Annotated in this window: 14 protein-coding genes and 1 pseudogene; 12 read left to right on the top strand and 3 right to left on the bottom strand. The window is 39.5% G+C overall.

The features are described 5' to 3' along the window. The first annotated feature begins 6 nt into the window (after positions 1 to 6). Complete coding sequence (gene map / locus ACO1D1_RS19910) at positions 7 to 756, top strand: type I methionyl aminopeptidase (RefSeq protein WP_423336838.1); 750 nt, start codon at positions 7 to 9, stop codon at positions 754 to 756. Positions 757 to 808: 52 nt separating this feature from the next. Here the strand turns inward: map and ACO1D1_RS19905 are convergent, their stop codons facing one another. Next, entirely contained in the window at positions 809 to 1,033 is a 225-nt protein-coding gene (locus ACO1D1_RS19905) for a DUF1128 domain-containing protein (protein WP_149869035.1), read from the bottom strand. Positions 1,034 to 1,265: 232 nt separating this feature from the next. On the opposite strand from ACO1D1_RS19905, the gene ACO1D1_RS19900 reads away from it, so the two are divergent. Both ACO1D1_RS19900 and ACO1D1_RS19895 read left to right on the top strand, forming a co-directional pair. After that, positions 1,266 to 1,634: a YtxH domain-containing protein gene (locus tag ACO1D1_RS19900; protein ID WP_423336837.1), complete on the top strand. Its 369-nt coding sequence runs from the start codon at positions 1,266 to 1,268 to the stop codon at positions 1,632 to 1,634. A gap of 20 nt (positions 1,635 to 1,654) precedes the next feature. Then, a pseudogene (locus ACO1D1_RS19895) lies at positions 1,655 to 2,490 on the top strand (YihY/virulence factor BrkB family protein). A 231-nt stretch (positions 2,491 to 2,721) separates the two neighbouring features. On the opposite strand, the gene ACO1D1_RS19890 reads toward ACO1D1_RS19895, so the two are convergent. Together ACO1D1_RS19890 and ACO1D1_RS19885 are read right to left on the bottom strand one after the other, a co-directional pair. Beyond that, positions 2,722 to 4,638, bottom strand: a complete 1,917-nt coding sequence (locus ACO1D1_RS19890; protein WP_423336836.1) for a heavy metal translocating P-type ATPase — start codon at positions 4,636 to 4,638, stop codon at positions 2,722 to 2,724. Positions 4,639 to 4,844: 206 nt separating this feature from the next. Beyond that, on the bottom strand, positions 4,845 to 6,020 hold the full coding sequence (locus ACO1D1_RS19885) for an MFS transporter (RefSeq protein ID WP_423336835.1): 1,176 nt from the start codon (positions 6,018 to 6,020) through the stop codon (positions 4,845 to 4,847). Positions 6,021 to 6,174: 154 nt separating this feature from the next. On the opposite strand from ACO1D1_RS19885, the gene cax reads away from it, so the two are divergent. The 9 genes from cax to ACO1D1_RS19840 all read left to right on the top strand — a co-directional run bounded on the left by cax (position 6,175) and on the right by ACO1D1_RS19840 (position 18,637). Beyond that, positions 6,175 to 7,233, top strand: coding sequence for a calcium/proton exchanger (gene cax / locus ACO1D1_RS19880; protein WP_423336834.1), 1,059 nt, complete (start codon positions 6,175 to 6,177; stop codon positions 7,231 to 7,233). A gap of 400 nt (positions 7,234 to 7,633) precedes the next feature. Continuing rightward, positions 7,634 to 8,251, top strand: a complete 618-nt coding sequence (locus tag ACO1D1_RS19875; RefSeq protein WP_423336833.1) for a YczE/YyaS/YitT family protein — start codon at positions 7,634 to 7,636, stop codon at positions 8,249 to 8,251. A 148-nt stretch (positions 8,252 to 8,399) separates the two neighbouring features. Then, complete coding sequence (locus ACO1D1_RS19870) at positions 8,400 to 9,176, top strand: YfkD famly protein (protein WP_411675489.1); 777 nt, start codon at positions 8,400 to 8,402, stop codon at positions 9,174 to 9,176. A gap of 115 nt (positions 9,177 to 9,291) precedes the next feature. Then, a complete protein-coding gene (locus ACO1D1_RS19865) occupies positions 9,292 to 9,480 on the top strand; it encodes an SE1561 family protein (RefSeq protein WP_149869043.1) in 189 nt (62 codons plus the stop codon). Positions 9,481 to 9,654: 174 nt separating this feature from the next. Beyond that, positions 9,655 to 11,199: a fumarate hydratase gene (locus ACO1D1_RS19860; protein WP_423336832.1), complete on the top strand. Its 1,545-nt coding sequence runs from the start codon at positions 9,655 to 9,657 to the stop codon at positions 11,197 to 11,199. Between the two features lie 374 nt (positions 11,200 to 11,573). Next, positions 11,574 to 12,332, top strand: coding sequence for a delta-lactam-biosynthetic de-N-acetylase (gene pdaA, locus ACO1D1_RS19855; protein WP_149869045.1), 759 nt, complete (start codon positions 11,574 to 11,576; stop codon positions 12,330 to 12,332). Between the two features lie 97 nt (positions 12,333 to 12,429). After that, positions 12,430 to 13,812: a 23S rRNA (uracil(1939)-C(5))-methyltransferase RlmD gene (gene rlmD, locus ACO1D1_RS19850; RefSeq protein ID WP_149869046.1), complete on the top strand. Its 1,383-nt coding sequence runs from the start codon at positions 12,430 to 12,432 to the stop codon at positions 13,810 to 13,812. Between the two features lie 435 nt (positions 13,813 to 14,247). After that, positions 14,248 to 15,210 (top strand): tRNA dihydrouridine synthase, encoded by a 963-nt coding sequence (locus ACO1D1_RS19845; protein ID WP_149869047.1) that lies wholly within the window; start codon positions 14,248 to 14,250, stop codon positions 15,208 to 15,210. A gap of 256 nt (positions 15,211 to 15,466) precedes the next feature. After that, on the top strand, positions 15,467 to 18,637 hold the full coding sequence (locus ACO1D1_RS19840) for an ATP-binding cassette domain-containing protein (protein ID WP_149869048.1): 3,171 nt from the start codon (positions 15,467 to 15,469) through the stop codon (positions 18,635 to 18,637). The last annotated feature ends 17 nt before the right edge of the window (positions 18,638 to 18,654 follow it).

The raw sequence follows: 18,654 nt of genomic DNA, 5'->3' as shown, positions 1-18,654 counted from the left end.
TTCTTCATGATTGTCCTTAAATCTCAACGTGAAATTGAAGCAATGAAAAAGGCCGGAGATATTCTTGCAGCGTGCCATAAAGAAATTGCAAAACTAATACAACCAGGAATTACAACTTGGGAAATCGAGGAGTTTGTGGCCGAATTTCTCACTAAAAATGGAGCAACACCGGAACAAAAAGGCTACAAAGGTTATGAATATGCAACATGTGCAAGCATTAATGACGAAGTGTGTCATGGCTTTCCAAGAAAAGAACCATTAAAAGAGGGCGATATTGTCACGATTGATATGGTTGTTAATTATAATGGGGCTTTAGCCGATTCCGCATGGTCTTACGCAGTTGGCAAGGTTTCTGAGGAGACGGATCATTTATTAAAAGTAACAAAGGAAGCCTTATACAAGGGGATTGAACAGGCGGTTTCGGGCAATCGAATTGGAGATATTGGCCATGCCATTCAAGCCTTTGTTGAAAGCGAAGGTCTTTCTGTAGTCCGGGACTTTATTGGCCACGGGATTGGTGCGGTGATTCACGAGAAACCCGACGTTCCCCATTATGGACTGCCTGGGAAAGGGGCAAGAATTAAAGAAGGCATGGTATTTACGATTGAACCGATGGTGAATATCGGCAGATACCAAACAAAGATGGATGGCAATGGCTGGACGGCAAGGACATTCGACGGTAAATATTCAGCACAATATGAGCATACAATTGCCATTACAAAGGATGGCCCGATTATTTTAACCGAACAGAATTAAACCATAAAGAACCCCCGTTGTTTATGACAATAACGGGGGTCTCTTTATGGTTTTATTTCTTTCTCAAACTCCCTAGTTCCTCTACCAGCGCCTGCATTTCATTCGGGCTAAACGAATTCTTTTTAAGGACCATTTCATAAATTTCCTTTAATTCTTCATACATTTCTTCGTCAAAGTGTGAAGGCTTAATGGCCCCAAGATTTAGCACCTTTAATTTTTCCTTTATTTGTTCAATCATATATTCGACATTTTCAACAGATTTTTCCGATAAGTTCATTTCGGGCACCCTTTCCGAATTAATATTCTCATCTTTTCATGTAAAAAAGTATCTGTCAATATAAACTTATCCCTGAGTTTAGTTTAACCAAAGATAGGGAAATAAAAGGTAGTATAGTGGGACTTGCATCAGAATGCCGGATAAAGCAAAATAAATGGTAAGAATACATATTGGTATTATTTTCTTATAGAATCGATCCATGATATTAATCATGGTGGAAGGAGAGTTTAAGATGACGAGGAAAAATCAATTTTGGAAGGGGATCCTGCTTGGGGCCCTTGCAGGTGGGGCTATTAGTTTATTAGACAGGCAAACACGTGAAGCTATGAAGGAAAATATTCAAAAAACATCTTGTAAGGTTGCCTATATCGTCCGTAATCCCGGAGAAGTCTCAGATAAAGTAAAGGGGACGGCGGCGAAAATCAAGACAGCCTATGAACAAATGAGTGAAGATATTTCCTATATTACAGATAAAGTGGAGGAATTGAAGGAGTTAACACCACAAGTTACAGACATTCTAAAAGAAACAAAGGAAACATTTACTGGGCATGAAGAAACAGACTTGTTAGAAGAAGTGCTAGGGGAAGGGGAAAAAATATAAAGTAAAGGAGGAGGTAGCAAATGGGCAAAGAAATTAATGTACGCTCGTCATTGATAAGGCTGCTTTGGCATCGGATTGAAGAAGATGACTTGCCGGGATTAAGTGCGCAATTGGCCTACTTTTTCTTCTTTCCTTGTTCCCGCTTCTGATCGTCATATTTACCCTATTACCATATTTTCCGATTCCACATCAAGATATGCTTGGGATGCTTCGAGATTTTGCACCAGAGGAAGCCATGAAGCTAATTGAAAAGAATATAAATGATATCATGGATCATCGAAATGGCGGATTGCTATCGTTCGGGATTATCGGGACTATCTGGTCGGCTTCAAATGGGATAAATGCAGTCGTGAGAGCTTTTAATAAAGCTTATAATGTCAAGGAAAGCCGCTCGTTCATTGTCTCACGAGGGATGGCTATTCTTTTAACCTTTGGAATGATTTTTGTCTTTCTCCTTGCGATTGTTCTACCGGTATTTGGCAGGGAAATTGGCCTTTTCCTATTTTCAAAATTAGGTTATACATCGGAATTTATCAGGCTTTGGAATGCATTAAGCTGGCTTGTTAGCGCGATTATTTTATTCCTTATTTTTACTGGGTTGTATTGGATTGCGCCAAATGTGAAACTAGGCTGTCGCAGTGCTTTTCCGGGAGCTGCATTTGCTACATTTGGCTGGATTCTTTCATCGCTGGGGTTATCTTTTTACGTCGGAAATATTAGTAACTATTCGCTTACCTATGGCAGTATCGGGGCGATTATCATTTTAATGATTTGGTTGTATTTATCTGCCTTCATTATAATTTTAGGTGGAGAAATCAATGCCTATTATAGTGAAAAAAATCGGTCGAACTGCTAATACTTACCTTCATGAAAATAAATCATTCGTTCAAACTATGATGGAGGGGCAACCCATTATTAAGGGAGGTTTTTTTACGATGACGAAGCAAACTAAAAAAGACGGCGGTACAAAGCAAAAGGGTAAGGGCAGTAAAGGGAATAAAACATCAGGTTCAGCAAACGGTTCTAACGGATACCATTAAGAGGGATTCAGCAAATAAAGAACAAAGGCTGGGTAGACACCCGGCCTTTATGATTTTAATAACCGCAGACTATTTAGGATGACTAGGATCGTGCTGCCTTCATGACCGATCACTCCATATGGCAAATCAAGCATCTGGAAGAAATTCGATGAAATTAACACCGCAATCACCGTGATAGAGAAAATGACATTTTGTTTAATAATTTTGTTCATTCGTTGTGAAAGGCGAACGGCCTCGGCAATTCTAGGTAAATCGTTTTTCATCAGGACAATATCCGCTGTTTCAAGAGCTACGTCTGTTCCTTCTCCCATTGCGATCCCTACATTGGCTATGGCCAATGCAGGTGCATCATTAATTCCATCGCCCACCATTGCCACTGTTTTATATTTCTCTTTTAATTGTTTCAGTTTTTCTACTTTATCTTCCGGAAGACATTCAGCAAAAAATTCATCCACATGACTTTCGGATGCAATCGCACGCGCTGTTTTTTCGCTATCTCCCGTTAGCATCACTGTTCGAATACCTTGTTTCTTTAAATGGTCAATAGCAAGCTTTGTTTCCTCACGGACAACATCCTTCATCGCAATCATTGCACTTAGTTCGCCGTTAATTTCAATAAATACTAGTGTGTTACCAAGGTTTGCAAGGTCCCTGGCTTTTCCGTCGGCGAATCTGTCAACATTATCTTTTCCGACAAAAGCTGCTTTCCCAATCTTCCATTGTTCTCCGTTCAATTCTGCTTTAATACCCCAGCCAGGGATATCCTCAAGGCTGTCTGGATGGAAGAGTTCTTTGTTTATATGCTGCTTCGCATATTTGACGATAGCTTGTGCCAAAGGGTGGTTCGAATGGTTTTCAATTGAAGCTGCTTGCCAAATCAGTGTTTCTTTTTCAAGCCCCTCTTTTACAATCACTTCGGTGACTTCTGGTTTCCCTTTTGTCAGCGTGCCTGTTTTATCAAAAGCAATGGCTTCCAAATGACTTAAATTTTCAAGATGAACGCCGCCTTTTACTAAAATTCCGTGCCTGGCGCCATTTGAGATGGCCGATAATGTAGCAGGCATGATGGAAGCAACAAGGGCACAGGGAGAGGCAACAACTAATAAAATCATCGCACGATAAAAGGCTTCATGCCAGCTCCAGCCAAGTAAAAAGTACGGCAGGAACATCATAGCAATGACGACCAACAGGACTACCTTAACGTAGGTTCCTTCGAACCTTTCAATGAAAAGCTGTGATGGCGACTTTTCACTTTGCGCCGATTGAACGAGCTGAATGATTTTATGAAAAAGAGTATCATGGCTCGCTTTAGTAACTTGAACGGTAATGGAACCTGTCATATTAACAGTTCCGGCGAAAACCTCCGCTTGCTCACCTTTGGATACAGGCATGGATTCACCCGTTATGGCTGCTTCATCAATATTGGTTTGTCCCTTGAAAATCATTCCGTCTGAAGGGACTCGCTCCCCCGGTTTAATGAGAATATGATCCCCGACTTGAAGCTCAGAAACGGAAACCCGTTTTTCGACTCCATTTGTGATAAGCAATGCCTCTTCCGGCTGCAGCTCCATCAATGAAGAAATTTCTTTGTGGCTTTTATTCATTGTGTATGTTTCCAAGGCACCGCTGACAGCAAAAATAAAGATGAGTATAGCCCCTTCGGTCCAGTAGCCAATAATGGCTGAGCCAACAGCTGCAAAAATCATCAGCATCTCCACGTTGAGTTCTTTATTTTCATAGGTGGCCTCAATGCCTTCTTTTGCTTTGGCAAATCCGCCAATGACAAATGCCAGCAGGTAGGCAATGATGGAGTCGGCGCCATCCCCATATTTATCAAAAAGCCAGCCGGCAAGAATCAACGCACCACTCAACCCAGCAGCAATCAATTCGGCATGTGGTTTAATTTTTTCAATCATACTGACCTTCTGGATCCCCTTAGCAAGAGCTTTTGCTTCTGTATTCATCGTTTCTCCCCCTCGTTTCTAATTGAGAAAAATAATCAACCTCACTACCCCTAAAAAACACGAAAGCTGTCATCAAAAGTGATGACAGCAAAAATCTCTCAATTCCTATTTATTTAATTTCATCTTACCACACATACTATGCTTTAGAAATGTATTTGCTTCAAATAAAGAAGAGGGATGCAGGAAAGCATGCTTCCTTTCAAAAATTAATCCTTTGATGTAACCAAAGACATTTCTTTATTTAACATGAGGGTTAAAAAGATAATAAAAAATAATGTACTGATAATATGGAAGAAGCTTATATTTTTAAAGTACTGGATAAAAAATCCTCCTAAGGTTGGGCCGATTAAACTGCCTAAACTGAAAAAGATACCGCACATTAAATTTCCTGTTGGGAACAAGTTTTTCGGCATTAAGTCTGCCATATAGGAAATGCCAAGTGAGAAAGTTGAACCAACAAACATTCCGGCGACAAATAAACAGACTGCTAGCAACAAGAAGGATTGCTCCAAGAAACTCGCTGCTGTAAAGCAAATGGAACCAAGGAATAGGATGGTAATTAGAATGGTTCTGCGCCCGAATGTATCACTCAATATCCCTAATGGAAGCTGGAATACAATTGCTCCAATCGCGAAGGAAGCTAAGAGAACCGAAACACTCTTCACATCAAGGCCAATCCTTAAAGCATATACCGGAAAACTTCCATTTAAAGAAGACTCTAACATACCATAAGCAAGCGGTGGCAGAAAAGCTGCCCAGCCATACTTCCAGGCTTGCGAAAATCGTTTTAAAGTGGCAGAGAATGAATGAACCATTATTTCCTGATCCGGATATTCGTTTTTAAGAGCAAATAAAAAGACCCATCCTGCCAAACATAAAACAGAGGATAATATAAAAGGAAGCGCCACATTCACATTTACAAGCGGTGTCATTAATGGTCCCGTCGCAAACCCTATTCCAAAAAACAAGCCATAAAGAGAAAGATTTCTCCCCCGCTTTTTTGCCGGCGAAAAAGACGTAATCCATGTCTGTGTTCCGAAATGTAAGGCATGGTCACCAATACCGATGAAAAGACGCAGAATAAACCAAAACCAGAATGTTTTCCATAACGGAAATAATGCTAATGAAACGATCACCAGTAGGCCCCCAAAAATGATAACCGGCTTATAACCAAATTTTCTTAGTGGCTGCTCCATAAATGGGGATACTAAAAGAATTCCTATATAAAGTGCTGTCGCATTTAATCCGTTTAAGGATGATGAAACCCCGCTGTGTTCGAGAATCACGGCTATCAAAGGAAGAAGCATACCTTGGCTGAAACCTGAGACAGCCACAATACTGACTAATATCCAAAATCTAAAATTTGTGCTGACATTTATCATTTTTTACCTCATACGAAAATAAATTTGTTGGGTATCAACTATGTAATTATAACAAGTAACAAGCTTTTTCGGCCATAAGGTAAATTTTGCTGCATGTAGAAACAACATATAGGGTAGAAAAAAGAAGAGATAGAAAAGAAATGGAGGGAATCCAGTGACTAATAAAATCTTTATGCTGCTGACGTTTATTGGGGTTCCAGTTTCTGTGATTGGGACACTGATGCATTGGCCGAGTATCATTCTATTTATAATTTACTGTCTAACCATTATTGCATTATCCAGCTACATGGGAAGAGCAACCGAAAGTCTTGCTATTGTGGCAGGACCGCGAATTGGCGGACTATTAAATGCCACTTTTGGAAATGCGGTTGAGCTCATCATTTCCATTTTTTCTTTAAAGGCAGGATTAGTAGGAATTGTCTTGGCTTCTTTAACTGGCTCCGTATTAGGAAACCTGCTTCTGGTTGCCGGACTATCCTTTTTTGTCGGCGGACTCAAATTCAAACGGCAGAAATTTAATGTGTTTGATGCACGGCATAATTCTGGGTTGCTCATGTTTGCAGTGATTATTGCTTTTGTCATTCCAGAGGTATTTTCAATGAATATGAATGAAACAAAGACTCTGTCCTTAAGTATTGGGATATCGGTGATCCTAATTCTCCTATACCTAGCAGCATTATTTTTTAAACTTGTCACCCATCGAGGGGTATATCAGTCCGCTATAGAACCTGCTCCTCACGAGGAAGAGGAACCGGAATGGGGCAAGGGCAAAGCAATTGCAGTTCTTTTGGTTGCGACGCTTGCAGTTGCCTATATTTCCGAGCATCTTGTTCATACCTTTGAGTACGTAGGGAAGACGTTCGGCTGGTCCGAGCTCTTTATCGGGGTAATCATTGTTGCTATCGTCGGAAATGCAGCTGAACACGCCTCGGCCGTGCTAATGGCATATAAAAATAAAATGGATATCGCTGTGGAAATTGCAATTGGATCCACCTTACAAGTGGCAATGTTTGTCTTGCCCGTACTCGTCCTTCTTTCGCTCTTTTTTGACACGTCCATGCCGCTCTTATTCAGCTGGCAGGAATTAATCGCAATGGTCTCATCCGTACTTTTGATGGTCGTCATCTCAAACGACGGAGAATCCAACTGGTTCGAAGGACTAACCCTACTCGCAGCCTACATCATCATGGGCATTGGATTTTTTCTTCTATAATCAGATACAGGATAAAATAAAGACTCTAAGCCATATGGCTTAGAGTCTCTTTGTTGCTAAAGCGGTTTCACTTTTTTGAAAATGTACGGGGTATATCTTCTTTGCTGTGCTATAATGAATCAGCACTATTATATAAGGGTTAATAATTCAATCGCTTTCTTTGGGACCATCAATCACCAACCTTCATGTTTAGTTTGAACCAAGAAAACACGAGTGTTGAATTTCATATAAGACGGGAATCCCAACCTCCTTATAGATGATAATAAGTATTTAGTTAGCTGATTGATTACAGCCCTCCTTTTTGAAAGGTTAAGTATATTATAAAACGGAATTTGAATTTTGTAAATAATCAGATTATTACATTTTTGTTACTTTTTCATCAATTATAAAGGAGCAACAGATGAAGTTTTTTATACGGCTATTATTTTTTATTATTGGTTTAACCATCATGACTTTTGGAGTATGCATGACAATTGAGGTAGCAGATATTGGAGTAGGGGCATGGGATGCACTTAATGTTGCCTTAACAGAAAGGGTGGGCTTTTCGGTAGGCAAATGGGTCATGATTGACGGAGCAATTTTAGTGATTGTTAATTCATTTTTAGTAAAAAGACGGCCAGATCTGCTCTCACTGTTAACCATAATTTTCATCGGTTCTTTAGTTGATTTCTGGTTGATATTTGTATTTGATTTATTTCAAGTAGAACCGTTTATCGCTAAATTGGGAATGCTGCTCGTTGGCATCTTAATTATTGGCTTTGGGGCGGCTATTTATTTGCAGGCAAAATTTCCACAAAGCCCCATTGATAATTTTATGCTAGCGATAAAGGAACGGTTTCATGTAAATTTGATGGCAGCGAAAACAATCGGCGAAATATCGGCCTTGATACCTGCTTTTTTCCTAAAAGGGCCCATTTCGTACGGAACGATCATTATTACTTTTACAGTTGGACCTGCGATTCAATTGTTCTTTCCAACTTTTGGAAAATTAATACAGCGCCTTCAGGAGAAGTATTGAGGGCAATAGGGATTTATTGAAAAAAATTTCTGGAATGGATAATATTAATGAACTCCGAAAAAACTACTAGCAGATATGATTAATGTTATTAGTGAAAGGAGTTACACCCGTGAAGAAACATATCTCTTTACTTATGACACTGCTATTAATGCTTACTTTTATTCCGCCTGCTTTTGCTCAAAAAGCACCGGCTAAAAAGACGCCAGCCCCAGTAAAATATCAAGTTCCTGCCTCAGTTCGCAACATTTCTAAGGAAAATACGTATCCGAATTCGACACAGGACTTGCCGTTATTGAAGCCAAGTGATTTAACCAAGAAGTTAATTAATTCATCAAAGGAAAAAATTGAAAACCCGGATTTGATTCGCATGCTTAACGAGTCAAGTATTAACAGCACCCCATTCGCGGTTGGCTACCGGGCGATTATTTACCTTGGTCAATGGCCCTTGAACTACGAATCATCCGAAACCTCCCCCAATTGGGAGTACCAAAAGATTAATACCAATTACTTTGATAATCGCGGTGGGAAAGTTCCTTATCAGATTAAGTATGTGCAAGAGGCACAGAAGATTGTCCGCGGCGGTCTGACAGCCAAAATTGCCAATGCCGAAGATGTGAAGAAGATGATGCTTCTTAAGGCAATGGAAAAGACGCGTTTGCCGCTTGCATTTGATACGATTATCGGAGCAGGTACGAAAAATGACCATATATATAATATCCCTGCAAACCGTCTGGGATACCTTTATGCGTATGCGCCCGGTGTCAATGAGAAAGGGAAAGTAACATATGGTGAAGTGTATTTAATGTTGAAAGGCAGTAAGAAGTTCATTGTCATTAAAAACGTGACCTCCCAAGGGATCGGAGCCTGGATTCCTGTTCAGGATTATGTTTCTTTTGGTTTTGCAGCTTCAGAACGGCCTCGTTGATTGAGGGAAGAAGGGCTCCTGTCGCAGGGGGCCTTTTTTTAAAATATGGGCAAACTATTGTAAAAGAGCGATTAATTCGGTAGGATGTAAACGGTAATGAAAGGAGAGAGACAGTTTGGGAAGTTCAATTCAAGATAAAAATTCACAGGTTGATTTTCTAAAGCAGCGATTGAATATGTTTATAGATGTGCTCGATGCTATTGATCCGGAAGATGCGGATCTTGAGGATATCGACCGTTTAATTTCCATGCTTGATGACATGGAGTCGAAATGCAGAGAATTCAACAATCGTGAAAGCAACTGAGTCTGTTAAATAGCAGGCTCTTTTTTTGGAGAAATTAGCGCAAACTGCCATGTATTCGTTTGCAAGCTTTTCCTTTAATTCTAGTGGTTATAGGAGTATAATGGTAGCGTGCAAATAGTTGTAATATTTCTTAAATAGATTAATTTGGGGAACAAAGGGAAAGGGGTACTCGAATTGAATATTGAAAAATTCCAAGAAAGCATGTACAAGCTAGTGGTTGAAACTTCTACCAAGCTTCCTAAGGACGTTCGCCGCGCTGTATCGGCTGCTAAAGAAAAGGAAAATGCGGGCACAAGTGCAGCAATGAGCCTTGCAACGATTACGAATAACATCAAAATGGCAGACGACCATGTGTCGCCAATCTGCCAAGATACAGGTCTGCCAACGTTTAAAATTAAAACGCCGGTAGGAGTGAATCAATTAGAAATAAAAGAAGCGATTAAGAATGCTATTGTTCTGGCTACGAAAGAAGGAAAATTGCGTCCAAACTCTGTTGATTCCTTAACAGGAGAAAACAGCGGTGATAATCTTGGAGCAGGGGTGCCAGTTATCAAATTTGACCAGTGGGAAAAAGATTACATCGATGTCCGCCTCATTTTAAAAGGCGGCGGCTGTGAAAATAAAAACATTCAATATAGCCTTCCATGTGAGTTAGAAGGACTTGGCCGTGCCGGCCGTGACCTTGATGGGATCCGCAAATGTATCATGCATTCCGTTTACCAGGCTCAAGGCCAAGGCTGCAGCGCTGGCTTTATCGGTGTCGGAATTGGCGGGGATCGTTCATCAGGTTATGATTTGGCAAAGGAACAGTTATTCCGTTCTGTTGAAGACGTCAATCCGAACGAAGACCTTCGTAAGCTTGAAGAGTATGTAATGGAAAATGCAAATAAATTAGGAATAGGTACAATGGGCTTCGGCGGTGAAGCAACCTTACTTGGCTGTAAAGTCGGTGTCATGAATCGAATTCCTGCCAGCTTCTATGTGTCAGTTGCCTACAACTGTTGGGCATTCCGCCGCTTAGGTGTGAGCGTGGATGCGGAGAGCGGAGAAATCAGCGAATGGATGTACCAAGAGGGTGAGTTCATCGATTTTGCTGAGACGGAGGCGGAAAAGGAAACCGCTGCTGCTTCTTCCGATGAAGTGATTACATTAGAGGCTCCGATTACAGAGGAAAAGATCCGTTCGTTAAAGGTCGGTGACGTCGTTCAAATTAATGGTTTAATGTACACTGGCCGTGATGCGATTCATAAATATTTGAGCGACCATGATGCGCCAGTTGACCTGAATGGCCAAGTGATTTATCACTGCGGTCCAGTTATGTTAAAGGATGAGGCTGGCGAGTGGCACGTTAAGGCTGCCGGCCCAACAACAAGTATTCGCGAGGAACCATATCAAGGCGATATCATGAAGAAATTTGGTATTCGCGCGGTTATCGGTAAAGGCGGTATGGGTCCTAAGACCTTGGCTGCGTTAGAGGAACATGGCGGCGTATACTTGAACGCAATCGGTGGCGCGGCACAATATTATGCCGATTGTATAAAAGGCGTTGAAGGCGTCGATTTAATGCAATTTGGAATCCCTGAGGCAATGTGGCATCTTCGTGTCGAAGGATTCACAGCTGTTGTCACAATGGACTCCCACGGAAACAGCTTGCATGCCGACGTCGACAAATCTTCATTAGAAAAATTAGCTCAATTTAAAGAACCGGTTTTTAAATAATAGTTTGAGGGGTAGACGCGTGGGATGTGGCGTCTACCTCTTTTTATTAAATATGTATCTAGGGATTAAGAGACGGAGTTCCAAATATTTTTAGAAAATGTCGTGAGTTTGGGAAAATAAGTCATAAAGGTTTGGAAATATGTCATAAGTTACAGTGAAAAGAAGATTAATAAAAGGACAATCAATCAAATCATCATTCTTCATTTTCCATCTTCAAGAAGTACAACCTCATTTCTTGTTAAACTAAACCTTCCCTATACAGGCACTAAAAGAGGACGCATTTACCATCAACCATAATCATTTCCTAAATATGCTAATTATGTTTTCCCACCTATAACAAATACTATAACAAAATAAAATTAGGGGGAACATGGATGAAAAGATTATTAGGAATCCTTTGTATACTGCTCTTACTGATTCCGAATATTACATACGCAGAAGCGCCTAATCGACCGATTCACTGGGGGTTCAAAAAGGCAGTTAATGAAAAGCAGCCCGATGCGGGCGCTGAGTATGACGAGATTCTTGCTAAGTACGGGGCATTTTACAAGGGCGATCCCAATACCAAAAACTTGTACTTAACCTTCGACAGCGGTTATGAAAATGGCTATACCCCCAAGATTCTAAAGGTATTAAAAAAGGAAAAGGTACCAGCTACCTTTTTTGTGACAGGACATTTTTTAATTTCGCAACCGGAACTTGCCAAACAAATCGTCAAAGAAGGGCACATCATTGGCAGCCATTCCTGGAGTCATCCTGACTTTACAGCCGTAAGTGATGCAAAAATTCGCGAAGAGCTCGAAAAGGTAAAAACAAAAACAAAGGAAATAACGGGCCAAAAGAAAATGAAATACCTACGCCCGCCCCGAGGCATTTTTAGTGAAAGAACTATGCAAATCGCAAAAGAAGAGGGGTATACTCATGTGTTCTGGTCACTTGCATTTGTCGACTGGAATATTAACCAGCAAAGAGGATGGCAATACTCATATGACAATATCATGAGACAAATCCACCCCGGCTGCGTGCTTCTGCTGCATTCAGTATCCAAAGATAATGCTGATGCATTAGAAAAAGCAATTAAAGATTTAAAAAAGAAGGGTTACAAGTTCAAAAGTCTAGATCAATTTAAATAATTCAAACACAGCCGGATTCCTCAAGAATTCGGCTTTTCCCAGTAAATCGTGCTATAATACAGGGTACTTATGCTTGATGAAATTTGGAGTGAACAAAATGAAAACCGAACAAGGTATTAAAATACAGCTACATCAGACATTTCCCTTAACCATTAAAAGGCTTGGCATTAATGGAGAAGGAGTGGGATATTTTAAAAAGCAAGTAGTCTTTGTACCAGGGGCACTTCCAGGTGAAGAGGTCGTTGTCGAGGCAACAAAAATTAATCCCAAATTTGCTGAGGCAAAAATAAAAAAGATTCGTATCCAATCGCCTCATCGTGTTAAACCGCTTTGCCCTGTCTATGATCAATGCGGCGGCTGTCAACTTCAGCATTTGCAATACGATCAACAGCTCAAAGAAAAACGAGATATTGTCATTCAATCACTTGAGCGTCATACAAAACTTGATGTCAACAAACATGATATTCGTCAAACCATAGGCATGGAGGATCCATGGGGGTACCGTAATAAAAGCAGCTTTCAAGTCGGTCAAAAAGACGGTAAGATTCTAGCCGGACTTTACGGACTTAACTCACATCAGCTGATAAACATTGATAAGTGTGCTGTTCAGCATTCGCAAACAAATGAAGCAACGGCTAAAGTAAAACGAATATTAGAGGATTTACATATTCCTATCTATAATGAAAAAACCAGAAAAGGAATTGTCCGAACAATTGTTACCCGCGTTGGAGTCGAAACCGGTGAATTGCAAGTCGTTCTGATTACGTCACAAAAAGAGCTGCCTAAAAAGGAGCTGCTCATCGAGGAAATTCAAAACCGGCTTCCTAATGTGAAATCAGTTGTCCAAAATATAAACGGTGAAAAAACATCGCTAATTTTTGGCGAGGAAACAGTAAACTTAGCCGGAGAAGATATCATCCAAGAAACATTGGGTGATTTGCAATTCGAACTATCAGCAAGAACCTTTTTTCAATTAAATCCTTCCCAAACAATTAAGCTTTATAATGAAGTAAAAAAAGCAGCGGCATTAACCGGCAGCGAAAAGGTGCTCGATGCCTATTGTGGTGTGGGAACGATTGGGTTATGGCTTGCGGACCAAGCAGCAGAAGTCCGCGGAATGGACGTGATTCCTGAATCCATTGAGGATGCCAAGAAAAACGCTAAACGCCATGGCTTCACCAATACCAAATATGTCCCAGGAAAGGCAGAAGAGGTCCTGCCAAAATGGGTTAAAAAAGGCTGGCAGCCGGATGTGGTTGTCATCGATCCGCCAAGAACCGGTCTCGACAACCAGCTGATTCAAACGATTTTGCAAGTAAAGCCAAAGAAATTAATCTATGTCTCCTGTAACCCGTCGACATTGGCAAAGGACATTCAAAACCTAAGTTCGAAGTACGATGTGAAGTACATCCAACCGGTGGACATGTTTCCGCAGACAGCTCACGTGGAAGCCGTGGCGAATTTGGAATTGAAATTGTAGCCAACAAATAAAAACGCTCACGACACAATAAACCCTTTTCCATAGTTTATCAACAGTTAGAATAAAAAGTGTGCATCAAAACGTGAGGAAAATTTGACTCTGATTTCGTAAAATACTTTTGCGATTTCGGGGTCTTTTTTCCTGTTAAACTCTTGTCAACCCAGTGTTTTTCTAATTTTCCTTTTCAGTATTTTTTGTAAACCTTTTTTTTACTCAAACAGTGGAATGCTATTTAAAGGGGTGGATTTTAGCAGGGGATATTTTGGTTGTACTTTCCATACTAAACCCCTGGTTTTGTAAAAAAAGCATTTCCGCTGTTTGATAAAAAGTGCTTAAGCATGGTATAAGTGTAAAAGAAGCAGGACCTTCTTGTTTTTTAATTTTGGGGTAAGGGAGTATCCTGGTATCCCATAATGAGAGGATTTGAATTTGAAGATGATAGATAATTTTTGGCGTGATTTACCACGACCATTTTTTATATTGGCACCAATGGAAGATGTGACGGATGTTGTTTTTCGCCATGTTGTGAGTGAAGCAGCAAGACCTGATGTGTTTTTTACTGAGTTTACAAACAGTGAGAGTTATTGTCACCCACAAGGGAAGCAGAGTGTGCGTGGGCGTTTGACTTTTACAGAGGATGAACAACCAATCGTTGCCCATATATGGGGGGATAGGCCTGAAAATTTTCGGCAAATGAGTATTGGCATGGCGGAACTAGGCTTTCGGGGTATAGATATCAATATGGGTTGTCCTGTACCTAATGTGACACAGAATGGGAAGGGAAGCGGCCTTATCCTTCGTCCAGAAGTTGCAGCAGATTTAATACAAGCAGCAAAAGCTGGCGGATTGCCTGTAAGTGTAAAGACAAGGCTTGGTTTCACAAATGTAGACGAATGGCATGACTGGCTGACACACATTTTGAAACAAGACATTGTCAATCTATCCATTCATCTGCGTACAAGGAAGGAAATGAGCAAGGTCGATGCTCATTGGGAACTGATTCCGGAGATTAAGAAACTTCGTGATCAGGTGGCACCAGATACACTTTTAACGATCAATGGGGATATTCCTGACCGTCAAACAGGCTTGAAGCTCGCCCAACAATATGGTATTGATGGGGTTATGATTGGACGTGGTATTTTCAGTAATCCATTTGCCTTTGAAAAAGAACCGAAAGATCATAGCAGTAAGGATTTGCTTGATCTCTTAAGATTGCATCTCAATCTCCATGATAAATACTCAAATTTAGAGCTGCGTTCGTTCAAGGCTTTGCATCGCTTTTTTAAGATATATGTCAAAGGATTCCGAGGGGCGAGTGAATTAAGAAACCAATTGATGAATACGGAGTCAACAGATGAAGTGCGTACATTGCTTGATCATTTTGAGAAAGAATGTTGATGGTACGGGGACAGTAAAACGGAGTGCTTTTTATGCGTGACGAAACTCATTTTAAAGAAAGGTAACTTCACCCTTTGGACCTTCCATAAAAAATCCTTATTTGCAATAATCTTATATTAAGAGAAGTAAGTCAATTCCATATTAAGACGGCTCAGTAATGGACTGAGCCGTTTGTTTTTTTTATACACACAACAATCCCATTTGAAATTGTGCTAACATGGCTATACTAGATTTGGGGAATGGAGAGGATATCAATATGAAAATAAATCAATTAATTGCCAACAATATTAACCGTTTAGATACCATCTTGCCGGAAGATCAGACGCTCGGCATTGCCGGTTTATCTGGATCAGGTAAAACAACTTTTTGTCAGACCATTGGTGAAGAGTCTAAGAAACGCCTCGTTTCATTATTACCAAAGGCTGAATATCAGTATTTATTTCCTGATATAATGGAAACAAATTTTAGTGCTATTAATATGGAAGAAATGCCTTTAGTGCTTTTTCTCGGAAGATCATCCATTTCTTCTAATCCACGTTCAACCATTGGAACGCATACTGGAGTATTTACAGAGATCCGTGTTACTCTTGCTGAAAAATACGATCTTTCTCCAGAAGTCTTTTCATTTAATAATGAATTAGGCTGGTGTCCAAAGTGTAAAGGGCGCGGTACTAACAGTAATGTGGAATGTCCTAAGTGTAAAGGAAGGCGTTACAACGAGGAAGTTGAAGCACATACAATCGATTTATTTGGTAAACCTCATAGTATTTCAGATATTAACGATTTAAGCATTGAAACGATACTTTCGCTAGCAGATGATTTACATATTAGTGAAGAAAAACAGAACATACTTAAAAACATTATCAATATGAATATAGGTTACTTAACAATAAACAGGATTATGGGTACATTGTCCGGTGGAGAATTAACTCGACTTTACCTCGCAGAATTCATGGCTATCAGTGAAAATACTGTTATTATCATTGATGAAATATCAGTTGGTATTGATCACGAAACATTACTTAAAATTTTAGAGCAAATTAAACAATTAGGCTATAGGAATCAAATTTGGCTTATTGACCATTCTGACACAGTGCTCGATACAACAGAGAAATACGTATTCTTTGGACCTGGCAGTGGTAAATATGGCGGGAAAATCGTGGATGTATCACCGCGTCCAAAACCAGTTTACTTAGAACAAAATGAGGAAGAGCCAACAGATTACTATCATTTTCATGAATTATATTGCCGTAATATTCAAATGGCTGATATTAAAATACCAAAAAATAGACTCGTAACCATTACCGGAGAGTCTGGATGTGGTAAATCAACACTTGTCAACGAATGTATTGCCGAAGATTTTCAGAAGCGATACAAAAAAGATAAACTCGTTATGGTTGGACAAGATCGAAACCAATCCATTACGAGTCGGTCAACCGTTGCGACTTTTCTTGATATAAAAAAGAAACTCACAAAATACAGTGAAGATATTGATGATATTTTCGATCGCTCGATTGAAGATATCATTGATGAACTACCTAATGAAGATATCGCACATAAACGTTTAAGCTTATTAATCAAACTTGGACTAGGTTATTTGACTTTAAATAGAAGAACCCAAACACTATCGACTGGAGAATTTCAATGTGTTCATTTAGTCTCGGAACTGTTTGCAAATTCAAGAAATCCTCATACACTTTTTATTTTTGACGAACCTTCAAAAGGTTTATCACAAAATATTTTAAATCAATTCATTGATAGTATCAGGGGCATTCTACAAGATGAATCAGTTTCAATTATGATGATTGAACATAATGCCTATATGATGGAAAGTTCTGATTTTATCGTTGATTTTGGTAAAAGAAAGAATGAACCTGTAACGCATCTTGAAGTTGTCAGCCATCATGAATATTATGAGACAAACAATAGGGAAGAAACCGCTGCTCATGAGCCTATTTCTTCTAAACTTAATTCGCAATATGGTATTACGTATTTAAAAGAAAATCATATCGACTATTTTCAACATGCAGAAAATGTCTATAAGGGCGGGATTTTAAAAAGTTTATCATCTATGGCCCGTTTGATTTATGGTGAATACGATTCTAACAAAATAGCACCTGTCATTGCCATTGATCTTGAAAGACATTTGTATAGTCAATATAGTTTCCTTTATGAAATGGGCGGCATGATTAACCATATTGTGGCGGCGCATCCGACTAATAAAGATACGAGAAGCTTCGATTTCTTTTCTAAGGACAATCATTGTCCATCATGCTCAGGTCGTCTTAAGATTGAAATATTTGATAAAGACCTTGTGATTCAAGACAAAAATCTTCCATTCTGGGATGGTCTTTTCTATCCAGAAATAATGGAAGTATTAAAATTTTATCAATACCCAAAATTAGAATTTCTATTTGAAGAAATAAAGAATGAGCTCGGGTTTGACCTGACGAAAAGCTATAATGAAATGTCAGATGCAGAAAAGCATATCTTTTGGTACGGCTATTTTGAAAAGTCATTTTATGATAAGAAAGGCAAGGCACGTAGAACATGGGTAGGTTTTAACACCATCCTTGGCATGTATATTGTCGTTTCAAAATCAATTATTAAAGAGCAAATGAAAGCTTCTAAAGAAATGATTACCTGTCCAATTTGTGAGGGGACTGTTTTAAACCACGATAAACCGCTTAAATTTGGAGACACAGATATTCGTGATATGATCAATCAGCCGATTGACCAAGTAATGAAAATAGTAGGTGATTTACCTGCACTGGTCAAACTGAAATCAATTGTAGGCGGCGATATGATTTTGACAGAAGATGTCTCCTTACTGCCTAGAAAAACACAAGTCGCATTAAAAATGTTTGAATTAGAACAAGCAAGCTTTACGGGCTATGAAATGGTATTACAAAATGTCTTCCCATTCTGGGACGGAATCAAAGAAAATATCGAATCCATTAGCGCCAATAATCAAGTGACCATTTGTGATTTTCCTACTATCAATGAAACAAAAGAAACAATCATAGATCAGTATTTCACCAATGGAAAATATAAAAAACTGACCTATGTTTATGAAGCATTTGGTTACAAAAAATTAGTTACCGAAATTAATAAAATTAAAAAAAGCCATCCATGTCCATTCTGTAAAGGAAAGAAAGTGATATCAGAGGATAATCTGCATGATGGTGTGTATAAATTAACCATTCCATGTGTAAGTTGTCTGGCAAGCGGCATCAATGATAAGGGCCTTAAGGAACTGGTTGAAGGTATACAAGTAAAAACATGGTTAACAGGAACAGTTAGTGATGTTGTGGATGAAAACTTATATACAGAGGATGTCGCGGATATTCCCATTTTCAATCGTATTCGGGAGTTAAATAAACAAGATATGATGGCTGTTTATCAATGCCTTAAGCAAAATAATTAAAATCCAGGGAGACGGTT

Origin of the sequence: Neobacillus sp. 19 (genome assembly GCF_049463095.1) — a bacterium.
Taxonomy (GTDB): domain Bacteria; phylum Bacillota; class Bacilli; order Bacillales; family Cytobacillaceae; genus Neobacillus.
The sequence above is the reverse complement of the archived record's forward strand: the minus strand, read 5'-3'. Positions and strand labels throughout refer to the sequence as shown.